This is a genomic window from Providencia sp. JGM181, assembly GCF_018257375.1.
GTDB classification, from domain to species: Bacteria; Pseudomonadota; Gammaproteobacteria; order Enterobacterales; family Enterobacteriaceae; genus Providencia; species Providencia lanzhouensis.
In genome coordinates this window covers 1-20,496 of record NZ_JAERJY010000056.1, presented here as the reverse complement: position 1 = coordinate 20,496, position 20,496 = coordinate 1, and the positions used below count along the sequence as shown (strand labels likewise).

Sequence of the window (20,496 nt, the reverse complement as noted above, 5' to 3'; positions counted from 1 at the left end):
ACTGAGTATTATGGCAGCAACTAAAGGGGAATTTTGTGATGGGACCAAAATATTAGGAATGAAAATAAAACAATATTGTTTTTTAAATTAATATAAATCAAATTAATACGTTAAGACCATCTGGATAATAAGGGAAACCTATAAATAAAGGATGGACCTATGGACTTTATGATTCAACTTGCCATTATTCTTGTCTGCTTGTTCTACGGAGCAAGGAAGGGGGGGATGGCGCTCGGGCTGCTAGGTGGTGTTGGCCTAGTTATACTTGTCTTTGGCTTTGGTTTACCTCCAGGAAAACCGCCTGTAGACGTTATGCTTGTTATCATTGCTGTTGTTGCAGCATCAGCAACCTTACAAGCATCAGGCGGTTTGGACGTTATGCTACAAATCGCAGAACGTTTACTGCGTAAAAATCCAAAATACATCTCTATTGTTGCACCTTTCGTTACCTGTATTTTAACCATTTTGTGTGGTACCGGGCATGTGGTGTATACCATTTTGCCAATCATTTACGATGCAGCGATCAAGAACAATATTCGTCCTGAAAGACCAATGGCGGCGAGTAGTATCGGGGCGCAAATGGGGATTATTGCCAGCCCTGTTTCCGTGGCAGTTGTTTCTTTAGTCGCGATGTTAAATGGCGTGTCCATCAACGGTAAATCATTAGAATTTTTAGATTTACTGGCAATCACTATCCCATCAACCTTAATCGGTATCTTAGCGATAGGTATCTTTAGCTGGTTCCGCGGTAAAGATCTGGATAAAGACCCGGTATTCCAAGAGTTTATCTCTGTGCCTGAAAACCATGACTATGTTTATGGTGAGACGGTTACGCTACTGGATAAAAAGCTGCCTAAAATTAACTGGGTAGCAATGTGGATTTTTTTAGCATCTATCGTTGTGGTGGCATTGCTGGGCGCATTTTCTGAGCTCAGACCATTAATTAACGGTAAGCCGTTATCGATGGTATTAGTGATCCAGATGTTCATGTTATTAGCGGGTGCGCTGATCATTATCATTTGTAAAACCAATCCAGGACAGATTTCTAAAAACGAAGTATTCCGTTCAGGGATGATTGCTATCGTGGCGGTATATGGTATCGCGTGGATGGCAGAAACCATGTTCGGTGCCCATATGGATGAAATCAAAGGCACTTTAGGTTCATTAGTCAAAGATTTCCCTTGGGCGTATGCGGTTGTTTTACTGTTAGTATCTAAATTTGTGAACTCACAGGCGGCGGCATTAGCGGCGGTGGTACCAATCGCATTGGGTATTGGTGTTGACCCTGCATATATTATTGCTTCTGCACCAGCGTGTTACGGTTACTATATCCTGCCAACTTATCCAAGTGACCTTGCGGCTATTCAGTTTGACCGTTCTGGTACTACACGTATTGGTAAGTTTGTTATCAACCACAGCTTTATCTTGCCTGGTCTAATTGGGGTGGGTGTATCCTGTGTGTTTGGCTGGGTATTTGCTGCGATGTACGGTTATCTATAAAAATACCCTTCATACTTCAAATTGTAGGGGGTTAGCTGCTTACCGGTAACTCGCATTATTTTAGGTATGATTTTATAAGCAAAAAGTTTATAAGAAAAAAGCGATTGCTCGAGTCATCAAAGCAATCGCTTTTTATTGTTAGATATGCAGTATTACTAGCGCGGCTACTCGATTTCAATATCGGATAGCGGGTGACAACAGCAGGGCAGAATTTCACCCTCTTGAACAAAAGCGATCGGTTTACGTTTGTATCCAACCTTTCCCTTTAATAATGTTACGCGGCATGAGCCACAGTAGCCTTCTCGACATTGGTACTCGACAGGCACTCGGCTATCTTCAAGGGCATCCAATAAACTGGTGTGAACATCCGTGTGGTAGGGGACTTGAACACCCTGCGTAAGACGCAGGGTGATTTTATGACTTGCCATAATTACAGTTCGAAATCACTCAAATCATCGGTGTTAACTTCAGCGTCAATCTGACCGACTAAATAAGAGCTGACTTCGACTTCTTGTGGCGCCACTTGAACGTTGTCAGATACTAACCATGCGTTGATCCATGGAATAGGGTTAGAACGCGCTTCAAATGGTAATTTCAGACCAACTGCTTGCATACGAATGTTGGTGATATATTCCACATATTGGCACAGAATATCTTTGTTCAGACCAATCATCGAGCCTTCGCTGAACAGATATTCAGCCCACTCTTTTTCTTGTTCTGCCGCATCCACAAACAGGCGATAGCATTCATCTTCACACTCAGCGGCAATCTCTGCCATTTCAGGATCGTCTTGACCTGAGCGTAACAGGTTCAGCATATGCTGAGTTCCCGTTAAGTGCAGCGCTTCATCGCGAGCAATCAGCTTGATGATTTTTGCGTTACCTTCCATTAATTCGCGCTCAGCAAAGGCGAAAGAGCACGCGAAGCTGACGTAGAAACGAATTGCTTCAAGGGCGTTAACGCTCATTAAGCATAAATAAAGCTGCTTTTTCAGTGCTCGCAGTGAAACAGTGACTTGTTTACCACCCAGCGTATGCGTCCCTTCACCAAACATATGGTAATAGTTGGTCATTTCGATCAGCGTATCGTAGTACTCAGAAATATCTTTTGCACGCTTCAGAATTTCTTCATTCTCAACGATATCATCGAAGATAATCGCCGGATCATTCACGATATTACGAATAATATGCGTGTATGAACGTGAGTGAATTGTTTCTGAGAATGACCAAGTCTCAACCCAAGTTTCTAATTCTGGGATTGAAATCAGTGGCAGAAATGCCACGTTAGGGCTGCGACCCTGAATAGAGTCGAGCAGCGTTTGGTATTTCAGGTTACTGATAAAAATGTGTTTCTCATGATCTGGCAGCGCATTGTAGTCAATACGGTCGCGCGCCACGTCAACTTCTTCTGGACGCCAGAAGAATGAGAGTTGCTTTTCAATCAGTTTTTCAAAAATAGGATATTTTTGCTGATCAAAACGGGCAACGTTCACAGGCTGGCCGAAAAACATCGGCTCCAGCAGCTGATTATTTTTTTTCTGAGAAAAAATCGTGTATGAATGTGACATAACCATCCCTATTAAATTTTACAAGCTCCGCCTTCACAATCAGAATCTGCGGTTTCAACAACCTCTTCCAGATCCCCCTGAACATCTTCAGCACCGTCGCGGGTGTTGTGGTAGTAAAGTGTTTTCACACCAAACTTGTAGGCTAACAATAAATCTTTTAACAGCTGATTCATTGGCACTTTGCCATTCGGGAAACGGGTTGGGTCATAGTTTGTGTTAGAAGAAATCGACTGGTCGATAAACTTCTGCATGATCCCAACTAACTGCAAATAGCCGCTATTGGAAGGCATTTGCCATAATAGCTCGTAAGCCCCTTTCAGATTTTCGTAATCTGGCACTACTTGGCGCAGGATACCGTCTTTTGAGGCTTTAATGCTGATATAACCGCGTGGTGGTTCGATACCGTTGGTCGCGTTAGAAATCTGAGACGAGGTCTCTGATGGCATTAATGCAGACAACGTTGAGTTACGCAGACCATACTGTTTGATCTCTTGGCGCAGCGCTTCCCAATCATAATGCAGTGGTTCGTCAGTTAATTTATCGAGCTCACGTTTGTAAGTATCGATAGGTAACACGCCTTGCGCATAAGTGGTTTCATTGAACCACGGGCAAGCACCTTGCTCTTTCGCTAATTCATTTGAGGCTTTCAATAAGTAATATTGGATTGCTTCGAATGTTTTGTGCGTCAGGTTGTTGGCGCTACCATCGGAGTAACGAACACCGTGCTTCGCTAAGTAGTAAGCGTAGTTAATCACACCAATACCCAGAGTACGACGACCCATGGAGCCTTTCTTCGCCGCAGGGATTGGGTAATCTTGGTAGTCTAACAGTGCGTCTAATGCACGAACCGCTAAGATAGCTAACTCTTCTAACTCATCGAGGCTTTCAATGGCACCTAAGTTAAACGCTGACAGCGTACACAGGGCAATTTCACCATTTTCGTCATTGACGTTATTTAATGGTTTAGTTGGCAGTGCAATTTCCAGACACAGGTTGGATTGACGAACAGGGGCAACCTGTGGGTCAAATGGGCTGTGGGTGTTGCAGTGGTCAACGTTTTGAATATAGATACGACCCGTAGATGCGCGTTCTTGCATCATCAATGAGAATAATTCAACCGCTTTTACGCTGGATTTACGGATTTTCTCATCTTGTTCATATTGCACATAGAGGCGTTCAAACTCGTCTTGATCCGCGAAGAATGCATCGTACAAGCCCGGAACATCAGACGGGCTGAATAGAGTGATATCTTGGTTTTTGATCAGGCGCTCGTACATTAATTTGTTGAGCTGTACACCGTAGTCCATATGGCGAACACGGTTCCCTTCAACACCACGGTTGTTTTTCAGCACTAATAAACTTTCTACTTCTAAGTGCCAGATAGGGTAGAACAGAGTTGCTGCACCACCACGTACGCCACCTTGAGAGCAAGATTTTACCGCAGTTTGGAAATGCTTATAGAATGGGATACAGCCAGTGTGGAATGCTTCGCCACCACGGATTGGGCTACCCAGTGCACGGATGCGACCCGCGTTGATACCGATACCGGCACGCTGAGAGACATATTTCACGATAGCACTTGAGGTTGCATTGATAGAATCAAGGCTGTCACCGCACTCAATCAGAACACATGAGCTGAATTGACGTGTAGGTGTACGTACCCCCGCCATAATTGGCGTAGGTAAAGAAATTTTGAATGTTGATACCGCGTCATAGAAGCGGCGGATGTAATCTAAACGGGTTGCTTGTGGATAATGAGAGAACAAGCATGCAGCAACCAGAATATATAAAAACTGGGCGCTTTCGTAGATTTCACCGGTGACACGGTTTTGAACTAAATATTTCCCTTCCAACTGTTTAACAGCGGCGTAGGAGAAATTCATATCACGCCAATGGTCAATAAAACCATCCATTTGCTCGAAATCTGCTTCGGTGTAGTCTTCCAGCAAATGCTTATCATATTTACCCATCTCAACCAGATGTTTTACGTGGGCATATAATTTTGGTGGCTCAAACTGGCCATAGGCTTTTTTGCGCAGGTTAAAAATCGCTAAACGTGCAGCAAGATATTGGTAATCTGGTGTTTCACCGGTGATTAAGTCAGCAGCGGCTTTAATCATCGTTTCGTGAATATCAGAAGTTCTGATCCCATCATAAAACTGAATCTGAGAACGTAACTCCACCTGTGAAACTGATACGTTACTAAGACCTTCCGCCGCCCATGTAATAACTTTATGGATTTTGTCGAGGTCAATGCGTTCTTTATGTCCATCACGTTTTGTGACTAACAGACTCTGGTTCATGAGCAAGTACACCTTGGTTGAGTTACAAAATAGAGTCTCCCAAACGTAAAAAAGCTCATGATGAACAATCATGAGACTTGTATATTATATTTGTGATGACCACTATATGTAGTAGTTTGTTAAGAATCTAATAACAAGATAATGTTAATGTGCGATTTTATCAAGTGTACAAATCTGATAGTTTTTGTGGATAACAACTGGATAAGAAAAATTGATCATGTCGGTAAGCAGCATGAGAAGTGGAGTTGCCAAAAATTGACTTACCGACATTAACCTAAAAATTATTTTGTAAAGTTGAGACCGTTTGCTGTTTTCTTAAACGTACCGCTTGCTATTTATTCGCTGATCGTATGCAGCATATAGTTCACATCAACGTTAGGCCCTAACCAAAATTTATCGGTGATTGGATTATAATGCAGTCCCATCATATGTTGTTCTTTTAATTGCGTTTTATCGACCCAGCTAATTAATTCGGATGGGCGGATAAACTTATTAGCATCGTGGGTGCCTTTTGGAACCATTTTCATCACATATTCCGCTGCCACGACAGCCATTAGCCATGCTTTTTTGTTGCGATTAATGGTGGAAAAAATAACATGTCCGCCAGGTTTAACTAACTTCGCGCAGGCTCTTACCACAGACTCTGGGTCTGGAACGTGCTCAAGCATTTCCATGCAAGTGACGATATCGTAGCTCTGAGGGTGTTTATCAGCATGCTGTTCGACGGTTTCTTGGACGTATTCCACAGGAATACCCGATTCCAGAGAGTGTAGACGAGCGACCATTAACGGATCTGCGCCCATATCTAAACCTGTGACATCCGCACCTTCGCGCGCCATGCTTTCAGATAAAATACCGCCACCGCAGCCAACGTCGAGAATTTTTTTACCAAAAATGCCGTCTACACGTTGCATGATGTAGCCTAAACGCAGCGGATTAATGCGGTGTAATGGGGCAAACTCGCCTTCAAGATCCCACCAACGTGACGCTATCGATTCAAACTTTTCAATTTCTTGTTTGTCGACGTTTAGGTACGTTTGGTTTTGGGTATCATTCATCTGAGGAACTCCTATATCTATTTCTATCCTCGCATTACTTATTTTTACCTATTGGACTATATTTATTTTGCAAAATGCAAAAACAGGTTGGAATTCGTAATGGGACGATAGTCGCCCGTGAGTTAATTTATTGGGATTATGAGCCAAATATGAAAATCCTTGAGAGACTATTGCTTGAAAATCTACAAGATTCGGACACATAAGCGCATTTTTCCGCTATTATACATAGCTTGAAAGACAAATACTCACTTCTCTTATCTCTTAATTAAATAAGGGAGTTGTGGTATAGTTTACTCTTTGAATCTGAAGTTATGAGGGACAGTGGTTCCATGAGCGAGATTGCCAGAGAAATCACCCCAGTCAATATCGAAGAAGAACTGAAAAGTTCCTATTTGGATTATGCAATGTCCGTTATCGTCGGCCGTGCACTTCCAGATGTTCGAGATGGGCTGAAGCCAGTACACCGCCGAGTGTTATTTGCGATGAATGTACTGGGAAATGATTGGAATAAACCCTATAAAAAGTCTGCCCGTATCGTTGGGGACGTCATCGGTAAATACCATCCACATGGAGACAGCGCCGTTTATGAGACCATCGTTCGTCTCGCGCAGCCTTTCTCTATGCGCTACATGCTGGTAGATGGTCAGGGGAACTTTGGTTCAGTTGACGGAGACTCCGCCGCTGCAATGCGTTATACGGAAATCCGTATGGCGAAAATTGCCCATGAAATGCTGGCTGATTTAGAAAAAGAAACCGTAGACTTTGTTCCTAACTATGATGGTACAGAGCAAATCCCAGAAGTGATGCCAACGAAGATACCTAACCTTTTGGTCAATGGTTCTTCAGGGATTGCTGTCGGGATGGCCACTAACATTCCTCCGCACAACTTAGGGGAAGTGATTAATGGTTGCTTAGCTTATATAGAAGACGAAGATATTAGTATCGAAGGCTTGATGGAACACATCCCAGGCCCAGACTTCCCGACTGCCGCTATTATCAATGGCCGTCGTGGTATTATCGATGCGTATCGTACCGGTCGCGGTAAAGTGTACATTCGTGCACGTGCCGAGGTCGAAGTTGATGAGAAAAATGGTCGTGAAACCATTATCGTCAACGAAATTCCGTATCAAGTGAACAAAGCGCGCTTGATTGAAAAAATTGCGGAATTAGTTAAAGAAAAACGCGTTGAAGGTATCAGTGCACTGCGTGATGAGTCTGATAAAGACGGTATGCGTATTGTCATTGAAATTAAGCGCGATGCAGTCGGCGAAGTAGTACTAAATAACCTGTATTCACTGACGCAATTGCAAGTTTCTTTCGGTATCAACATGGTGGCACTGCATCAGGGTCAACCAAAAATCTTGAACCTGAAAGATATTATTGCCGCGTTTGTTCGCCATCGTCGTGAAGTTGTTACACGCCGTACTATTTTCGAACTGCGTAAAGCCCGTGACCGTGCGCACATCCTTGAAGCGTTGGCGGTGGCACTGGCGAATATCGACCCAATTATCGAATTGATCCGTAAAGCACCAACACCAGCTGAAGCAAAAGCTGGGCTGATTGCCCGTTCTTGGGCTCTGGGTAATGTTGCTGCGATGCTGGAACGTGCGGGTGATGATGCTGCACGTCCTGAGTGGTTAGAGCCACAATATGGTGTTCATGAAGGTCAATATTTCCTGACTGAACAGCAAGCACAAGCAATTTTGGATCTGCGTTTACAGAAATTGACCGGTCTTGAGCATGAAAAACTGCTGGAAGAGTACCGTGAACTTCTGAAACAAATCGAAGAATTACTGTTTATTCTGCGTAGCCCTGAGCGTTTAATGGAAGTTATTCGTGAAGAGTTAGAGGCGATTCGTGATGCTTATAACGACCCGCGTCGTACTGAGATCACTGAAAATACCGCAGATATCAATATTGAGGATTTGATCAACCAAGAAGATGTGGTGGTAACGCTATCTCACCAAGGTTATGTGAAGTATCAGCCATTGTCTGACTACGAAGCACAACGCCGTGGTGGTAAAGGTAAATCCGCAGCGCGTATTAAAGAAGAAGACTTTATTGAGCGTCTGCTGGTGGCGAATACCCACGATACTATCTTGTGTTTCTCCAGTCGTGGTCGCTTATATTGGATGAAAGTATATCAATTGCCTGAAGCTAGCCGTGGTGCTCGTGGACGTCCAATTGTGAACTTACTGCCACTTGAGCAAGATGAACGTATCACCGCGATTTTACCAGTGCGTGAATACGAAGAGGGCTATTATGTCTTTATGGCGACCGCGAGCGGTACCGTGAAGAAAACCCCTCTGCAAGATTTCAGTCGCCCAAGAAGTGCCGGTATTATTGCCGTGAACTTGAACGAAGGCGATGAGCTGATTGGTGTTGATTTAACCAACGGTAGCAATGAAGTCATGCTGTTCTCTGCGCAAGGTAAAGTGGTGCGCTTTGCAGAAGATGCGGTTCGTGCGATGGGACGTACAGCGACAGGTGTTCGCGGTATTAAATTAATGGACGACGATAAAGTTGTTTCTTTAATTATTCCTCGTGGTGAAGGCCATATTCTGACCGTGACTGAAAACGGCTTCGGTAAGCGTACTGAAGAAGCAGAATACCCAACAAAATCTCGTGCAACTCAAGGGGTTATCTCTATTAAAGTGAGCGAGCGTAATGGTCAAGTTGTTGGCGCTATCCAAGTTGAGGATACCGACCAAATTATGATGATTACGGATGCTGGGACTCTGGTTCGTACCCGCGTTTCTGAAGTTAGCGTCGTTGGGCGTAATACTCAAGGTGTGACGTTGATCCGTACTGCTGAAGATGAAAAAGTAGTTGGTTTACAACGTGTTGCTGAAACTGAAGACGATGACAATACCGATGAAGAAGGTATTGATGTTGACGGTGAAGCACAAACTGATGCAGATACCGAAGAGTAAGTATCATTCATCAATGAAACGGGCGGATTATCCGCCCGTTTTTGTATCTTTACACTAGCAATATACATGGAAGTTATTGGTTGTCGCTTTTCATCGAGTTAATCGAGTATACTCAGTATTAGTGATAATGTACTTGTAGGTAACGGATTGAGATATTTACCCTCGTTTAAAACATCCCTCAGATTATCTAGAGATCTTTTTCGTGTCCTAGGCGTTATGCTATGGGGAATGGGGCTTTTCATCACTCTGTTTTTCCTTTATATGCAGTTCAATGAACATAAATCTGATCTGCGCCAGCAATTCCATTCTGGTTATGAAAACCTGCAAGTTTATATTCAGCAGTCAAATGCTACACTTCGCCTTATTCATTCCATGACGGAGCAGCAACGACTCAAAGACGAAGAACATCAACAAAAAGTGGGTATTCAACAAGAAGATATCACTTTACCCGCATCCACGTCATACTCGCTATATCCACTCATGCCATCGGCAGATTGTGATGTATTTAAGCAGCGAACTCAGAATTATCTTTCTGCTTTTGAACAACTCAATATTTTCTGGAAAGACAGCATTGCGGTCCCCCAAGGCTTAAATCACGTATTTGTCTTTGGAACAGGCAGTTATTGCATGATGGATTATTCAATTCGTGCTGCAGTTTCTGATATTGATACGCTAAAAAAAGTGGTCTATGACAATGCGCGGATCTACAAACAGTTAAGACAGCAGGGTCAAGAGCGCAATTTATATACCATCACCCACAGTTCTCAACCATCAAATGGTCAACTCTATTTGATGATCCCTATTTATGAGAAAAGCTTAATTGTTGGTTTTATTGGGATTGAGCGAGCGATCAACTTAAATCAGTTTAATTTACGTAATAATCCAGCCGTTGAAATCACATTAATTAACTCATCAAATCAACCTGTTCTCTACACTTCATCAGATTCGAATATTAAAAATTCACCATTGCTGACATCTGGAGAGATAAATTATTTCGGTTTTAACTCTGATTATACTCAGCTGTTTTTTAAGAAGCGTTTAGCACCTTCGCAACTAACGGTTATTTATTCAATTGAGACATCGTATTTAATCAGCAACCTAAAAACATCAATAATTTACGCAATATTAATTAATATTTTGTCTGGTACGTTAATTTTCTTTTTAATTTGGTTATTAGAAAGACGAATGTTAGAGCCTGCAGCCAATACGGCGATTCGTCTTGAAGAGCATGAACAATTTAACCATAAAATTGTGGCATCAGCTCCTGTTGGGATCATTATCCTAAGGCTAAGTGATGGCGGCAATATTCTGAGTAATGAGCTCGCACATAACTATTTCCGTTTACTGAGTGAAGATGATAAACAGCGAATTTTGACGATTATTCGTCAAAAATCTAGCAACTATATTGATGTTGTTGCAACGAATGGCACCCATCTACAAATTAGTTTTGTGAATTCACGTTATCAAAATGAAGATGTGGCTATCTGCGTATTGATCGACATTAGTATTCGTGTGCAGATGGAAAAATCATTGCAGGATGTCGCAGATGCAGCGGATCAGGCGAACCAAGCGAAATCGATGTTCTTAGCCACGGTGAGCCATGAATTAAGAACACCGTTGTATGGGATCATCGGTAATATTGAGTTATTGCAACGGTATGATTTATCAGATAAAGCGCTTCGATTAGTTTCTACAATGGATAATTCGTCATCGCTATTGTTGCAGATTATCAGTGATATTTTGGATTTCTCCAAAATTGAATCCAAACAATTAAAAATAGAAAATAAATTATTCAATTGCCGCAATGTATTTGCTTATGTCCTTGCTAACTACGTGCCTTTAGCAACTAAAAAACAAGTGTCACTTTACTCTTATATTGAGCCGAACATTCCAGACATGATGCTTAGCGACCCAGTGCGCCTACAACAAGTTATCTCCAATATTGTGAATAACAGCATAAAGTTCACAGACTCTGGTTTTGTGATGCTGCATGTTTGGAAAGATGAAAATTATTTAAAAATTGAAGTCAAAGATTCGGGGATTGGAATGACCCCAGCAGTGGTTATGCAATTATTTGACCCATTCTTCCAAGTATACGATCAAAATAATGGACACAAAGGGACAGGGTTAGGGCTCGCTATTTGTGAGAAACTCATCAACTTGATGGATGGTGATATTGGTGTGGATTCTCAAGCGGGGCTGGGGAGTACGTTTACGATCCGCATTCCACTCTATGACCAGCAATATTTAGAACCCGTTATTCCTGAGTACCGAAAAAATTACCGTGTCGCCGTGACGGGCCAAAATGCATTCTTAATTGATTTTCTTGTAAGATTGCTCGAACACCATCATTTTAATGTGGTAACGGGCTCATCCATTGATATCAATGAGACGTATGACTTGTTGATTACGGATACCCAAGAAAGTGTTGCCTTACAGAATAGAAACTTGCTGAAACTCAGTAGTTTATATTCAGGTGAATTATTTGAAACTCAACCAAGTAATTGGCTCTATAACACTTATCAGCTCGATAAGCTGCCAATGTTGATTGATAAAATCATTGTTAAGTTGGTTCAAGGTACTAAAGAGAGTTTAGAGAACCATGACCTTGAAGATGCCGATGCAGATTTGAATACGTTTAAAGTCTTAATTGTTGATGACCATCCTATTAACCGAATGCTATTGACAGAGCAGCTGACAAGCATTGGCTTTATGACAAGTACGGCAGTCGATGGATTAGATGCGTTGAAATTCCTTGAGCATAATCATGCGGACATTGTTCTTTCTGATGTGAATATGCCCAATATGGACGGTTATCAATTGGCGCGCACGTTGCGAGAACAAGGTTTTAGGCAGCCTATTGTAGCATTAACGGCAAATGCGATGGCAGAAGAGAAGCAGCGTTGTCTTGATGCGGGTATGAATGATTGTCTCTCGAAGCCTACATCGATCAGTGTGCTACGGGAGTCGTTGGTGAAATATGTTAAACCTAATGAGTGAATAAATTATTTATTAAACAGTTAACATATTGAATAGAAAAAATAAAAGCCCTAAACGGGCTTCTATTTTAGCGCCAAAAAACGATTATTCAGAAGGGGAATTGTCGATACTGACTGATGAAAGGTAATTCAGCAGTGCGATATCATTTTCAACACCCAGCTTTAACATCGCTGATTTTTTCTGGCTACTAATGGTTTTGATGCTGCGATTTAGTTTTTTAGCAATCTCAGTGACTAAGAATCCTTCTGCAAATAAGCGTAGCACTTCACTTTCTTTTGGTGATAAACGCTTATCGCCATATCCACTAGCATTCACTTTTTCAAGCAATTTACTGACGCTTTCAGGGGTAAATTTCTTCCCTTTTTGTAAGGCAGCTAGCGCTTTTGGTAAGTCAGCAGGCGCACCTTGTTTTAGTACGATACCTTCAATATCAAGCTCAAGAATAGCGCTTAAGATCGCCGGATTATTGTTCATGGTGAGGACAATAATCGATAAGTCAGGGTAGTGACGCTTAATGTATTTAATTAATGTAATACCATCGCCGTATTTATCGCCAGGCATAGACAAATCAGTAACCAGAACGTCTGCATTCAGGCGCGCTAAGTTATTAATTAAAGAAGTAGAATCTTCAAATTCACCGACGATGTTTACCCATTCAATCTGTTCAAGCGACTTTCTGATACCGAAAAGAACAATAGGATGATCATCGGCAACAATGACATTTAGGTTATTCATATTATTGGTTACCTTCTGGCATTAGTCTTTTCACTGAGACATCCAGTTCTCTAATGCAATTTTTTATTTCAAATCCGTTTTCATCTGCTATGTAATGTTCCAAATCTTCACAAAGTTTATGAAGATAATGGAATTCAAGCATAGCAAAAACTCCTTTTAAACGATGTGCAGTGTCTTTTAATTCGGTTAAATTCGCAACACTTTCACTATTATACAGTTTATTAATATCTATCGGTACTGTTGAGATAAACAAATCTTTATAATCGCTCTTCGACAGAATTAAATGATAGCCTGAAATAATATTATCGACAGAATTATTCGACTGAGAGTTATTTTCTCGTAGAACGAGTGATGAAGATAGGTTGGATTCATTATTATCTTCTGTCTCATTCGCTTGTTCTATCAATAATGAGATAGCATCGATAAGTTCATCCGCGAAATTGTAGTTAACTTCAATATAATTTGGGTTAATACAATTTATTGAAGATAGATTTCCTTTAATTTTAATTATGTTATTAAAGGAAACGTCATCATTGTCGGCGATCAAGAGATCCCAGTGGCTATGTGGTGAGCTCTCATCGATATCAAGAAACTCTGCACCATAATGCGATAAGGTCTGTTTAACAATGCGACGAGTATCAATATTCTGAATATTCAAGCGAATATACATATCTTCAAGCAGAGCAGGGTATTCATGGCTTTGCATCTGGGGTTGCGCGGGGAGCTTAATTTGATAATGGCTACCGATGGCATCACTTGACTTGATACTAAATGTTCCCTGCATTTTTTTCGTTAATAATTTGCAGAGGTAAAAGGTCATGCCAGAACGCTTAAATTGATTTGAACTTTGTGCTTTCCCTGTGAATGGGCTTTGCAAGTTATTCAATTCAATATGAGTTAACCCAATTCCGCTGTCTTTTATATCAATAGAAACTTCACTTTTTTCTTCAATATAGTCAATTGAAACGGTAATTTTACCAAAGGCTGTAGTTTCTATTGAGTATTCCCAAATTGATTGGAATAAAATCTGGAAATAATCCGGGTTATTTTCAATTAATGAGTCAGGATTAATGTTGTTATAAAAATAGAACGAAAGTCCTTTTCGATTTAAATGTGCTAAATTTTGTTTAAGATATTGGTTAATCATCTGACCAATAGCAAATTTTTCTGTTTTAAACTCAATCTGTTGAGTTTCTAATTGACTAATAAGTTCGATATTTCTAAACCAATTATTGATATAAAACAGTTGGTTTTGAATTTCAGATAATAATGGATTTTTAGGCTCACCAAGTGAAGAGCTTAATTGGTTAAATTTGGCATCAATTTGGTTAACAGCGGGTAGAATTTCCTGGCAAATATTTTCGAAAACCACTTTTCTAAGTTGAATATTTCGTTGATGCTCACGCGTAGCCATTTCTTGGCGTTTTTGCGTCAGAACTTCTTTATCTTTATCTATGATGATAAACAAAATGGTGTTTTCTTTAATTAAGCTTTTTACCAAAATGATTTCATAGATATTGTTTTCTATGGAAACTTGAATGACATCATTATGATCGGTTGCCATTTCTTTGATATGTATCAGATCCATAGACGGTAATAAGTGATTCGCGATACTGTTACTTAATAATTTTTTATTGCTATTAAAATCAAAGACTAGGATGCCATAAGAAATATGGTTAAGAATGTCATTATTGAGGGCATCTTTAAACTGGAGCTCATCCAGCATTGAAGCATTGGGTGAAATAATTCGCTTGCGGATAAACATGGTGGTGATCAGCGCCAAAATACTGACCGCAATCATGCAGGTAATTAACCAAAAATTGTAACTTAGCACCCCGAAAATAATACTTTTCAGAGAAAGGGTATAGCTAATCTGGTAATTAGTGCCTTCAATGGGTTGAGATAGCATCAGGCTGGTGCCAACGAGTTCGCTGGCCGCTTGGCTATTTTCTTGATTGTTTGGTCGCTGTGAAATCGAAATATCATCACCCTGTAATGTAAAGGGGAGGATTGAATTGATAGAAATATCAAAGGAGATCACACTACTAAGGCGCCCTGGCGAGTTAAAGACTAAACGATAGGTATAGAAGTAAACATTATCCTGCGCATTTTTCTGCATATTGGAGATAACTTCACGGCGATCTAATAATGTCGATTGGGTGATCATATCAGAGCGCTTATCTTCCGCCGTTAGCGTTAAATAGCTTTCTTTATAGCGTAACTCTGGTTTTAGAATGGAATGGGTAGTTACCAGAACTAAGGAGTTGTCTTGACCATTAAGGTAGTACATGGAGTTAAATTCATTCCGTGCCCCCCATACAATCTCCATATAGTTTGCGAGCTTTGTCGCTAAGACTTTACTGCTTGGTTTATTGAGACCAAACACAATGGAATCAATGGTCTGGTTATTGCTACTTAGCCAATAAACATCGTGGCGCATTTCAGTCACGGAAATGTCGTTAACAGAGTCAGGTGTAGTTTTATCATTGGCAAGCTTATAGATGTGACCCGCTTGATAGCGATAATCTTCAATTTGATAAGCGAGTCGATTAGCGAGAGTGTTGATGGCCGTTTGGTGCGCTAACATCCATGCGTGATAATAATTATAGAGGGACAACGACAGCATTGTGACGAGCAGCACAATAAAGGCAATAAAAATGCGAGAAAGAACATTCGGTTTTAATAATGATTGTTTGTACATACAGTCCCACGCCGTCACACTGGCAAATTAGATTAATCAGATTAAAAATCATACGCCTAGGTACGTTATAGACACTGATTTTGCACAGATATTAGCATTTTTTTAGGGCAATAGAGAACAATTGAGTGAAGATTAGTCAAACGAACAAAAAAATGCAATTATTTTACTATCAGGGGTAGACAAGCCCCCGGGATTCCTCCATAATCGCGCCCCATGGAGAGATGGCCGAGCGGTCGAAGGCAGCGGTCTTGAAAACCGCCGATGGGTAACCATCCTAGAGTTCGAATCTCTATCTCTCCGCCAAATTAGCCGGCTTAGCTCAGTTGGTAGAGCAACTGACTTGTAATCAGTAGGTCACCAGTTCGACTCCGGTAGCCGGCACCAAATAAGAACCCGCTATATCGAAAGATATAGCGGGTTTTTTCTTTGTCGGTCATTTATATCCTCAATTTTACGTTGTATTTTCAGTAGCTCAGTCCGTCGACAATATCTGTTTTCAGTAATCCCCATATACCACTAAAGGTCTATTTGATGATCATTTATCAATCGCATGCTACCTTCTTTGTCATAGCACAGGTTAATGAGGCTCAACATGAATACCCATCAAGATGACATCAATAAAGCCGCAGGGAAAATTATTGCTGGGGCAGAGCGAATCCAGCGCTTTGTTGAAAAATACCATGATTATCTTTCTGATGATGATAAGGCCAAATTAGCGCAGATAATTAGAAATGTGGATGTTAAGCTGAATCAATAAGAGCTTTTGAAGCTCGCTTAGTTGAAAGGGATTGATTTGAATTTTAACAAGTTAAATAAAGAGGATTACCATGCTAAAAGTCATTGCTGAAGATTTTATCAAGCCGGAAGCGGTAGAAATCGTGTTACCACTCTATAAGGCACTTGTTGAAGCCACAAAGAAAGAACCGCTATGTATCGCTTATGATCTTTATATTGATGAAAAGGATCCTGGGCATTTTGTTTTTATTGAAGAGTGGCCGAATCGTGCTGCATTAGATTCACATTGTGCGTCTGAACACTTCCAACGATTAGTACCGATGATTAACCACTATCAAAGAGCTGAGCCTAAATTTATCTTGATGGATGCGGCGTTTTAACACGGAAGAATTCATTTAAGTATCGTATGTAAAACTCATCCAAATAACTTCTCATCAGTTCCCCCTAAATAGTCGGGTTATTACTTTACTCGAAAAGGGGGGATTTGGTTTGGGCTCAACTTTATCGAATTATAGCCAATTCTGAAACAGAAAATATGACAGCGTAAACACAAAGATAATCATTAGGTGCTGTAAAACTTTTAAGAATAAAAGAAAGCGTCTAACTTGATTCATTGCTGCTAATCCAAATAAAGAATGACCTAAATTAAAGTGTATATTTAGCGTAGCAATGAAATAAAATCTTGCGAGGAAATATCACATAAGTAAAAAATAAATTTCAAATTACGTAAAAGTAATTATTAAAAAGGCGATAAACTGAGTTAATTTATCGCCTTTGAATGGTATTTTATTTTTTTTCGTCATGATTGAGCCGTTCAAAGCTCATTGAATCTTTATCAAAATTAATGACGGTATTTTGATTTTCACATTCTTGATTAGAAATCATTGGACATGATTGAGAAATGCTCTTCTCTGATATTCCTGTCCACTGAGAGAATAATGTCATAAAACTCATTGCACTTCGACGAGCAGAAATAACCTCTCGTTGAGTCGAATCAGATGATGTAATAAAAAACGGGACTTCAAAATTTTGCCGTGTTTTATCACCATGTATCAGATCAGTTTGATTATCGATAAAAGACAGCCCATGGTCAGAGAAATAAAGCATAGACCATGATGTATTTTGTTTTATAAGTAGCTGTTGTATCTGAGATAACAAGACATCCGTATTTTTGATAGATTGAATATAGCAAGAGAGTTTGTCACTTATATGAAATTGCTCATAAGTGTTATCAATCCGATCGCAGAATGGTGAATGACTACCAATTAAATGCACCACAATAAGTTTATGTTGACCCGGCTGCTTTAAGGATTCAATAAACTTAGGGACCACAGGGGCATCTTGAGACATAACATTATTATCGAGGAATGCACTTCCACCTACAAAATAAGCATGTGTTGCACGCTTGGCGATTGATGCTACAGGACCATCATGTTTACCGTAAGTACCTTGTCTCGAAATCCAAAAAGTTTTGAAACCCGCTTTGTTTGCGAGAGAAATAATATTATTTTGCATTTTTGGATATAAAGATAAGGTATTTGACAACGAAAGGTTGGTTGAACCTGATGCAGAAATATAATTATCGAATATATAGCCTTTTACTGTATCGGTAAAAGGGGTGTTTTCTATTGGAAAACCATAACTGTGCATGAAGTCACGGCGAACACTTTCGCCAATAACAATGACATAAACATGATATTTAGGATTGGAGGTGACTGTTTCAAAGGTATCATTACCTTCAATAGATTTTTTTTCTTGCTGTAAATAATCTAGGTAAAAGAGGCTTTCAGTAAAGAAACGATACTCAGGTAATCCAGATGTTAAAAGTAACCGCCAGCTTCCTTCAGAAATAGCTTTAATAGGGGATATCGCGGTGATTATCAAAAAAATAGCAGAGAAAACATATTTGCTTTTTTTATTCACTTTAAACTTCAATTTGAATATGAAATAACTGAAGCACAGGAGAAGAATTGATAATAAATAATACTTGTAATTGATGTTTTTAAGAAAGCCTTTAGCTTCCTCGCTATCCGTATAATAAAAAGATGAAAAGATATTATAATCAGGATAGCCGTAAAGTAACCCTACAGGTAGATAGCAGATACCCACTAGGGTATAAATGGCAATAATGGCTTTATACACTTTAGGATAGTCATTAACGACAATTAATATTCCTGTGATGGCTAGGACGTAGAAAATCTTAAAGTGGTAACCCATTGCATAATGAATAGCGGTAAAGAACAAAAATAAAGCAATAAATTTTAATAAGAAATTATTTTTCACTAGGTTGTGCATATTTTCATCAATTTCTGTTTTTGAGTAAGAGGCTATCGCTTAGCAGGCCGTCATTGAGTATATATCAATCGTAGATCTAATAGTGTACAAATATCAGCAGTAGAATGAAATAATAACGCAATAAAAAATATTTAATAAATCGTTTTTTGATAAGGATAGATATTATTTCTATTAATCAACTGATTTTAGGTAATGTTAGCATAACCGATTGAATGCTAAAATGATTAGCATAAGACTGGGTGAGGGGAGATCAACGATGAATAGGTTGATTCAAAGCCATCTTTAATATTTTAAAGATGGCTTTGGTTAGAAATAAGAAGAGCCTAGATATTTAGTCTTTAATTAAAAACTTTCCTCATACTCTCGGGCTTTTTTCTCATCATAATTGTGTTCCCATTTGGCGATAATCAAGGCAGCTAACGCGTTACCAACCACATTAAGTGCAGTCCTTGCCATATCGAGAATACGGTCAACACCGGCAATGAATGCCAAACCTTCTAATGGAATCCCCACAGAGCCTAACGTTGCCAGCAAGACAACGAATGAAACTCCCGGAACCCCTGCAATACCTTTTGACGTGATCATTAAGGTAAAGACTAAAATAAGCTCTTGCCCTAATGACAGCTCAATACCATATAGCTGAGCAATAAAAATGGCAGCGATACTTTGATATAAGGTGGAACCATCTAAGTTAAATGAATAACCAATTGGGATAACGAAACTGGTGACAGATTTTGGTGCACCATACTTCTCCATTTTATCCATAATACGAGGAAGTACAGTTTCAGAGCTGGCGGTTGAATAAGCAAGCAGCAACTCATCCTTTAATATTCTCATCAGAGTAAAAATATTAATTTTGCAATAACGTGCAACAATTCCGAGCACCACAACAGCAAAGAAAATAATCGCACAGTGAACCAAAATAACTAACTTCAGCAGAGGAACCAGTGAAGTAAATCCAAAGTTTGCAACGGTGACGGAAATTAATGCAAACACCCCGATTGGTGCATACATCATGATCATGTTAGTCACGCGGAACATGGTTTCAGAAAAAGTTTGCAGAACATCTAATAGTGGCTGTTTCTTTGCTACTGGTAGAGAAGATAATCCTAAACCAAATAAAACCGCGAAGAAAATAACAGGAAGCATATCGCCACTCGCCATGGCAGCAAAAATATTGCTCGGTACCAAAGATAATAAAGTATTCACGATCCCTGAAGGATGGCTAGCAACCTCCTGCGTCGTTTTTTGGTACTGAGAAATATCCACTTGAGTGAGCTGAGACATATCAATGCCCACACCTGGTTGGAAGATATTGGCAAACGAAATACCCACAATGATGGCAATGGTAGTAATGATTTCAAAGTAAAGGATCGTTTTGAAACCCAATGTGCCTAATTGTTTTGTATTCCCGACACCAGCGATCCCCACAATCAAGGTCGAAATGACGATAGGTACCACAATCATTTTGATTAACTGAATAAAAATCTTACCGGCGGGAGAGAGAACATTCAGTATTAACCAATCTTTGTATTCCACGCTTTCATGCAGTAAAGCACCAACGATAACACCTAAAAAAAGCGCAACTAGAATCTGCCACCCTAACCCAAATTTAAACGGTTTTTTTGGAACGATGTTGTTTAGTGTCATAAATAATTCTCGTTTATAT

General features: G+C 40.0%; 13 protein-coding genes and 2 tRNA genes. 7 read left to right on the top strand and 8 right to left on the bottom strand.

Annotation, left to right across the window (positions count from 1 at the left end; all coding sequences use genetic code 11):
- Nucleotides 1-159 precede the first annotated feature (159 nt).
- Complete coding sequence (locus JK188_RS09315) at nt 160-1,500, top strand: anaerobic C4-dicarboxylate transporter (RefSeq protein WP_154602864.1); 1,341 nt, start codon at nt 160-162, stop codon at nt 1,498-1,500.
- Between the two features lie 164 nt (nt 1,501-1,664).
- Here JK188_RS09315 and yfaE read toward each other — a convergent pair whose 3' ends face one another.
- The 4 genes from yfaE to ubiG all read right to left on the bottom strand — a co-directional run bounded on the left by yfaE (nt 1,665) and on the right by ubiG (nt 6,428).
- Entirely contained in the window at nt 1,665-1,928 is a 264-nt protein-coding gene (gene yfaE, locus JK188_RS09310; RefSeq protein ID WP_154602863.1) for a class I ribonucleotide reductase maintenance protein YfaE, read from the bottom strand.
- Between the two features lie 2 nt (nt 1,929-1,930).
- Nucleotides 1,931-3,067, bottom strand: coding sequence for a class Ia ribonucleoside-diphosphate reductase subunit beta (gene nrdB / locus JK188_RS09305; RefSeq protein ID WP_036952796.1), 1,137 nt, complete (start codon nt 3,065-3,067; stop codon nt 1,931-1,933).
- A gap of 11 nt (nt 3,068-3,078) precedes the next feature.
- Nucleotides 3,079-5,370 (bottom strand): class 1a ribonucleoside-diphosphate reductase subunit alpha, encoded by a 2,292-nt coding sequence (gene nrdA / locus JK188_RS09300; protein ID WP_187129334.1) that lies wholly within the window; start codon nt 5,368-5,370, stop codon nt 3,079-3,081.
- A 335-nt stretch (nt 5,371-5,705) separates the two neighbouring features.
- On the bottom strand, nt 5,706-6,428 hold the full coding sequence (gene ubiG, locus JK188_RS09295; protein WP_211886036.1) for a bifunctional 2-polyprenyl-6-hydroxyphenol methylase/3-demethylubiquinol 3-O-methyltransferase UbiG: 723 nt from the start codon (nt 6,426-6,428) through the stop codon (nt 5,706-5,708).
- A gap of 329 nt (nt 6,429-6,757) precedes the next feature.
- On the opposite strand from ubiG, the gene gyrA reads away from it, so the two are divergent.
- Complete coding sequence (gene gyrA, locus JK188_RS09290; RefSeq protein WP_154599425.1) at nt 6,758-9,361, top strand: DNA topoisomerase (ATP-hydrolyzing) subunit A; 2,604 nt, start codon at nt 6,758-6,760, stop codon at nt 9,359-9,361.
- 147 nt (nt 9,362-9,508) lie between these two features.
- Entirely contained in the window at nt 9,509-12,361 is a 2,853-nt protein-coding gene (gene rcsC, locus JK188_RS09285; protein ID WP_154634301.1) for a two-component system sensor histidine kinase RcsC, read from the top strand.
- A gap of 84 nt (nt 12,362-12,445) precedes the next feature.
- Here the strand turns inward: rcsC and rcsB are convergent, their stop codons facing one another.
- Together rcsB and rcsD are read right to left on the bottom strand one after the other, a co-directional pair.
- Nucleotides 12,446-13,096, bottom strand: a complete 651-nt coding sequence (rcsB, locus tag JK188_RS09280; RefSeq protein ID WP_004259923.1) for a response regulator transcription factor RcsB — start codon at nt 13,094-13,096, stop codon at nt 12,446-12,448.
- 1 nt (nt 13,097) lies between these two features.
- A complete protein-coding gene (gene rcsD / locus JK188_RS09275; protein WP_154599426.1) occupies nt 13,098-15,797 on the bottom strand; it encodes a phosphotransferase RcsD in 2,700 nt (899 codons plus the stop codon).
- A gap of 215 nt (nt 15,798-16,012) precedes the next feature.
- Here rcsD and JK188_RS09270 point away from each other — a divergent pair.
- From JK188_RS09270 to JK188_RS09255, 4 genes are all read left to right on the top strand, one after another.
- Nucleotides 16,013-16,100: transfer RNA gene (locus JK188_RS09270), tRNA-Ser, on the top strand.
- 5 nt (nt 16,101-16,105) lie between these two features.
- Nucleotides 16,106-16,181: transfer RNA gene (locus JK188_RS09265), tRNA-Thr, on the top strand.
- A 208-nt stretch (nt 16,182-16,389) separates the two neighbouring features.
- Nucleotides 16,390-16,554 (top strand): hypothetical protein, encoded by a 165-nt coding sequence (locus JK188_RS09260; protein ID WP_211886035.1) that lies wholly within the window; start codon nt 16,390-16,392, stop codon nt 16,552-16,554.
- 70 nt (nt 16,555-16,624) lie between these two features.
- Complete coding sequence (locus tag JK188_RS09255; protein ID WP_154599427.1) at nt 16,625-16,912, top strand: putative quinol monooxygenase; 288 nt, start codon at nt 16,625-16,627, stop codon at nt 16,910-16,912.
- Nucleotides 16,913-17,318: 406 nt separating this feature from the next.
- Here JK188_RS09255 and JK188_RS17855 read toward each other — a convergent pair whose 3' ends face one another.
- Together JK188_RS17855 and gltP are read right to left on the bottom strand one after the other, a co-directional pair.
- On the bottom strand, nt 17,319-18,815 hold the full coding sequence (locus JK188_RS17855) for a phosphoethanolamine transferase (protein WP_211886034.1): 1,497 nt from the start codon (nt 18,813-18,815) through the stop codon (nt 17,319-17,321).
- Between the two features lie 354 nt (nt 18,816-19,169).
- Nucleotides 19,170-20,477: a glutamate/aspartate:proton symporter GltP gene (gene gltP, locus JK188_RS09245; RefSeq protein WP_036952889.1), complete on the bottom strand. Its 1,308-nt coding sequence runs from the start codon at nt 20,475-20,477 to the stop codon at nt 19,170-19,172.
- Nucleotides 20,478-20,496: the final 19 nt, after the last annotated feature.

Excerpts from the sequence above, each read along its gene's own strand:
- JK188_RS09315 (WP_154602864.1), top strand. The coding sequence starts at position 160 with ATGGACTTTATGATTCAACTTGCCATTATTCTTGTCTGCTTGTTCTAC.
- yfaE (WP_154602863.1), bottom strand. The coding sequence starts at position 1,928 with ATGGCAAGTCATAAAATCACCCTGCGTCTTACGCAGGGTGTTCAAGTC.
- nrdB (WP_036952796.1), bottom strand. The coding sequence starts at position 3,067 with ATGTCACATTCATACACGATTTTTTCTCAGAAAAAAAATAATCAGCTG.
- nrdA (WP_187129334.1), bottom strand. The coding sequence starts at position 5,370 with ATGAACCAGAGTCTGTTAGTCACAAAACGTGATGGACATAAAGAACGC.
- ubiG (WP_211886036.1), bottom strand. The coding sequence starts at position 6,428 with ATGAATGATACCCAAAACCAAACGTACCTAAACGTCGACAAACAAGAA.
- gyrA (WP_154599425.1), top strand. The coding sequence starts at position 6,758 with ATGAGCGAGATTGCCAGAGAAATCACCCCAGTCAATATCGAAGAAGAA.
- rcsB (WP_004259923.1), bottom strand. The coding sequence starts at position 13,096 with ATGAATAACCTAAATGTCATTGTTGCCGATGATCATCCTATTGTTCTT.
- rcsD (WP_154599426.1), bottom strand. The coding sequence starts at position 15,797 with ATGTACAAACAATCATTATTAAAACCGAATGTTCTTTCTCGCATTTTT.
- JK188_RS09260 (WP_211886035.1), top strand. The coding sequence starts at position 16,390 with ATGAATACCCATCAAGATGACATCAATAAAGCCGCAGGGAAAATTATT.
- JK188_RS09255 (WP_154599427.1), top strand. The coding sequence starts at position 16,625 with ATGCTAAAAGTCATTGCTGAAGATTTTATCAAGCCGGAAGCGGTAGAA.
- gltP (WP_036952889.1), bottom strand. The coding sequence starts at position 20,477 with ATGACACTAAACAACATCGTTCCAAAAAAACCGTTTAAATTTGGGTTA.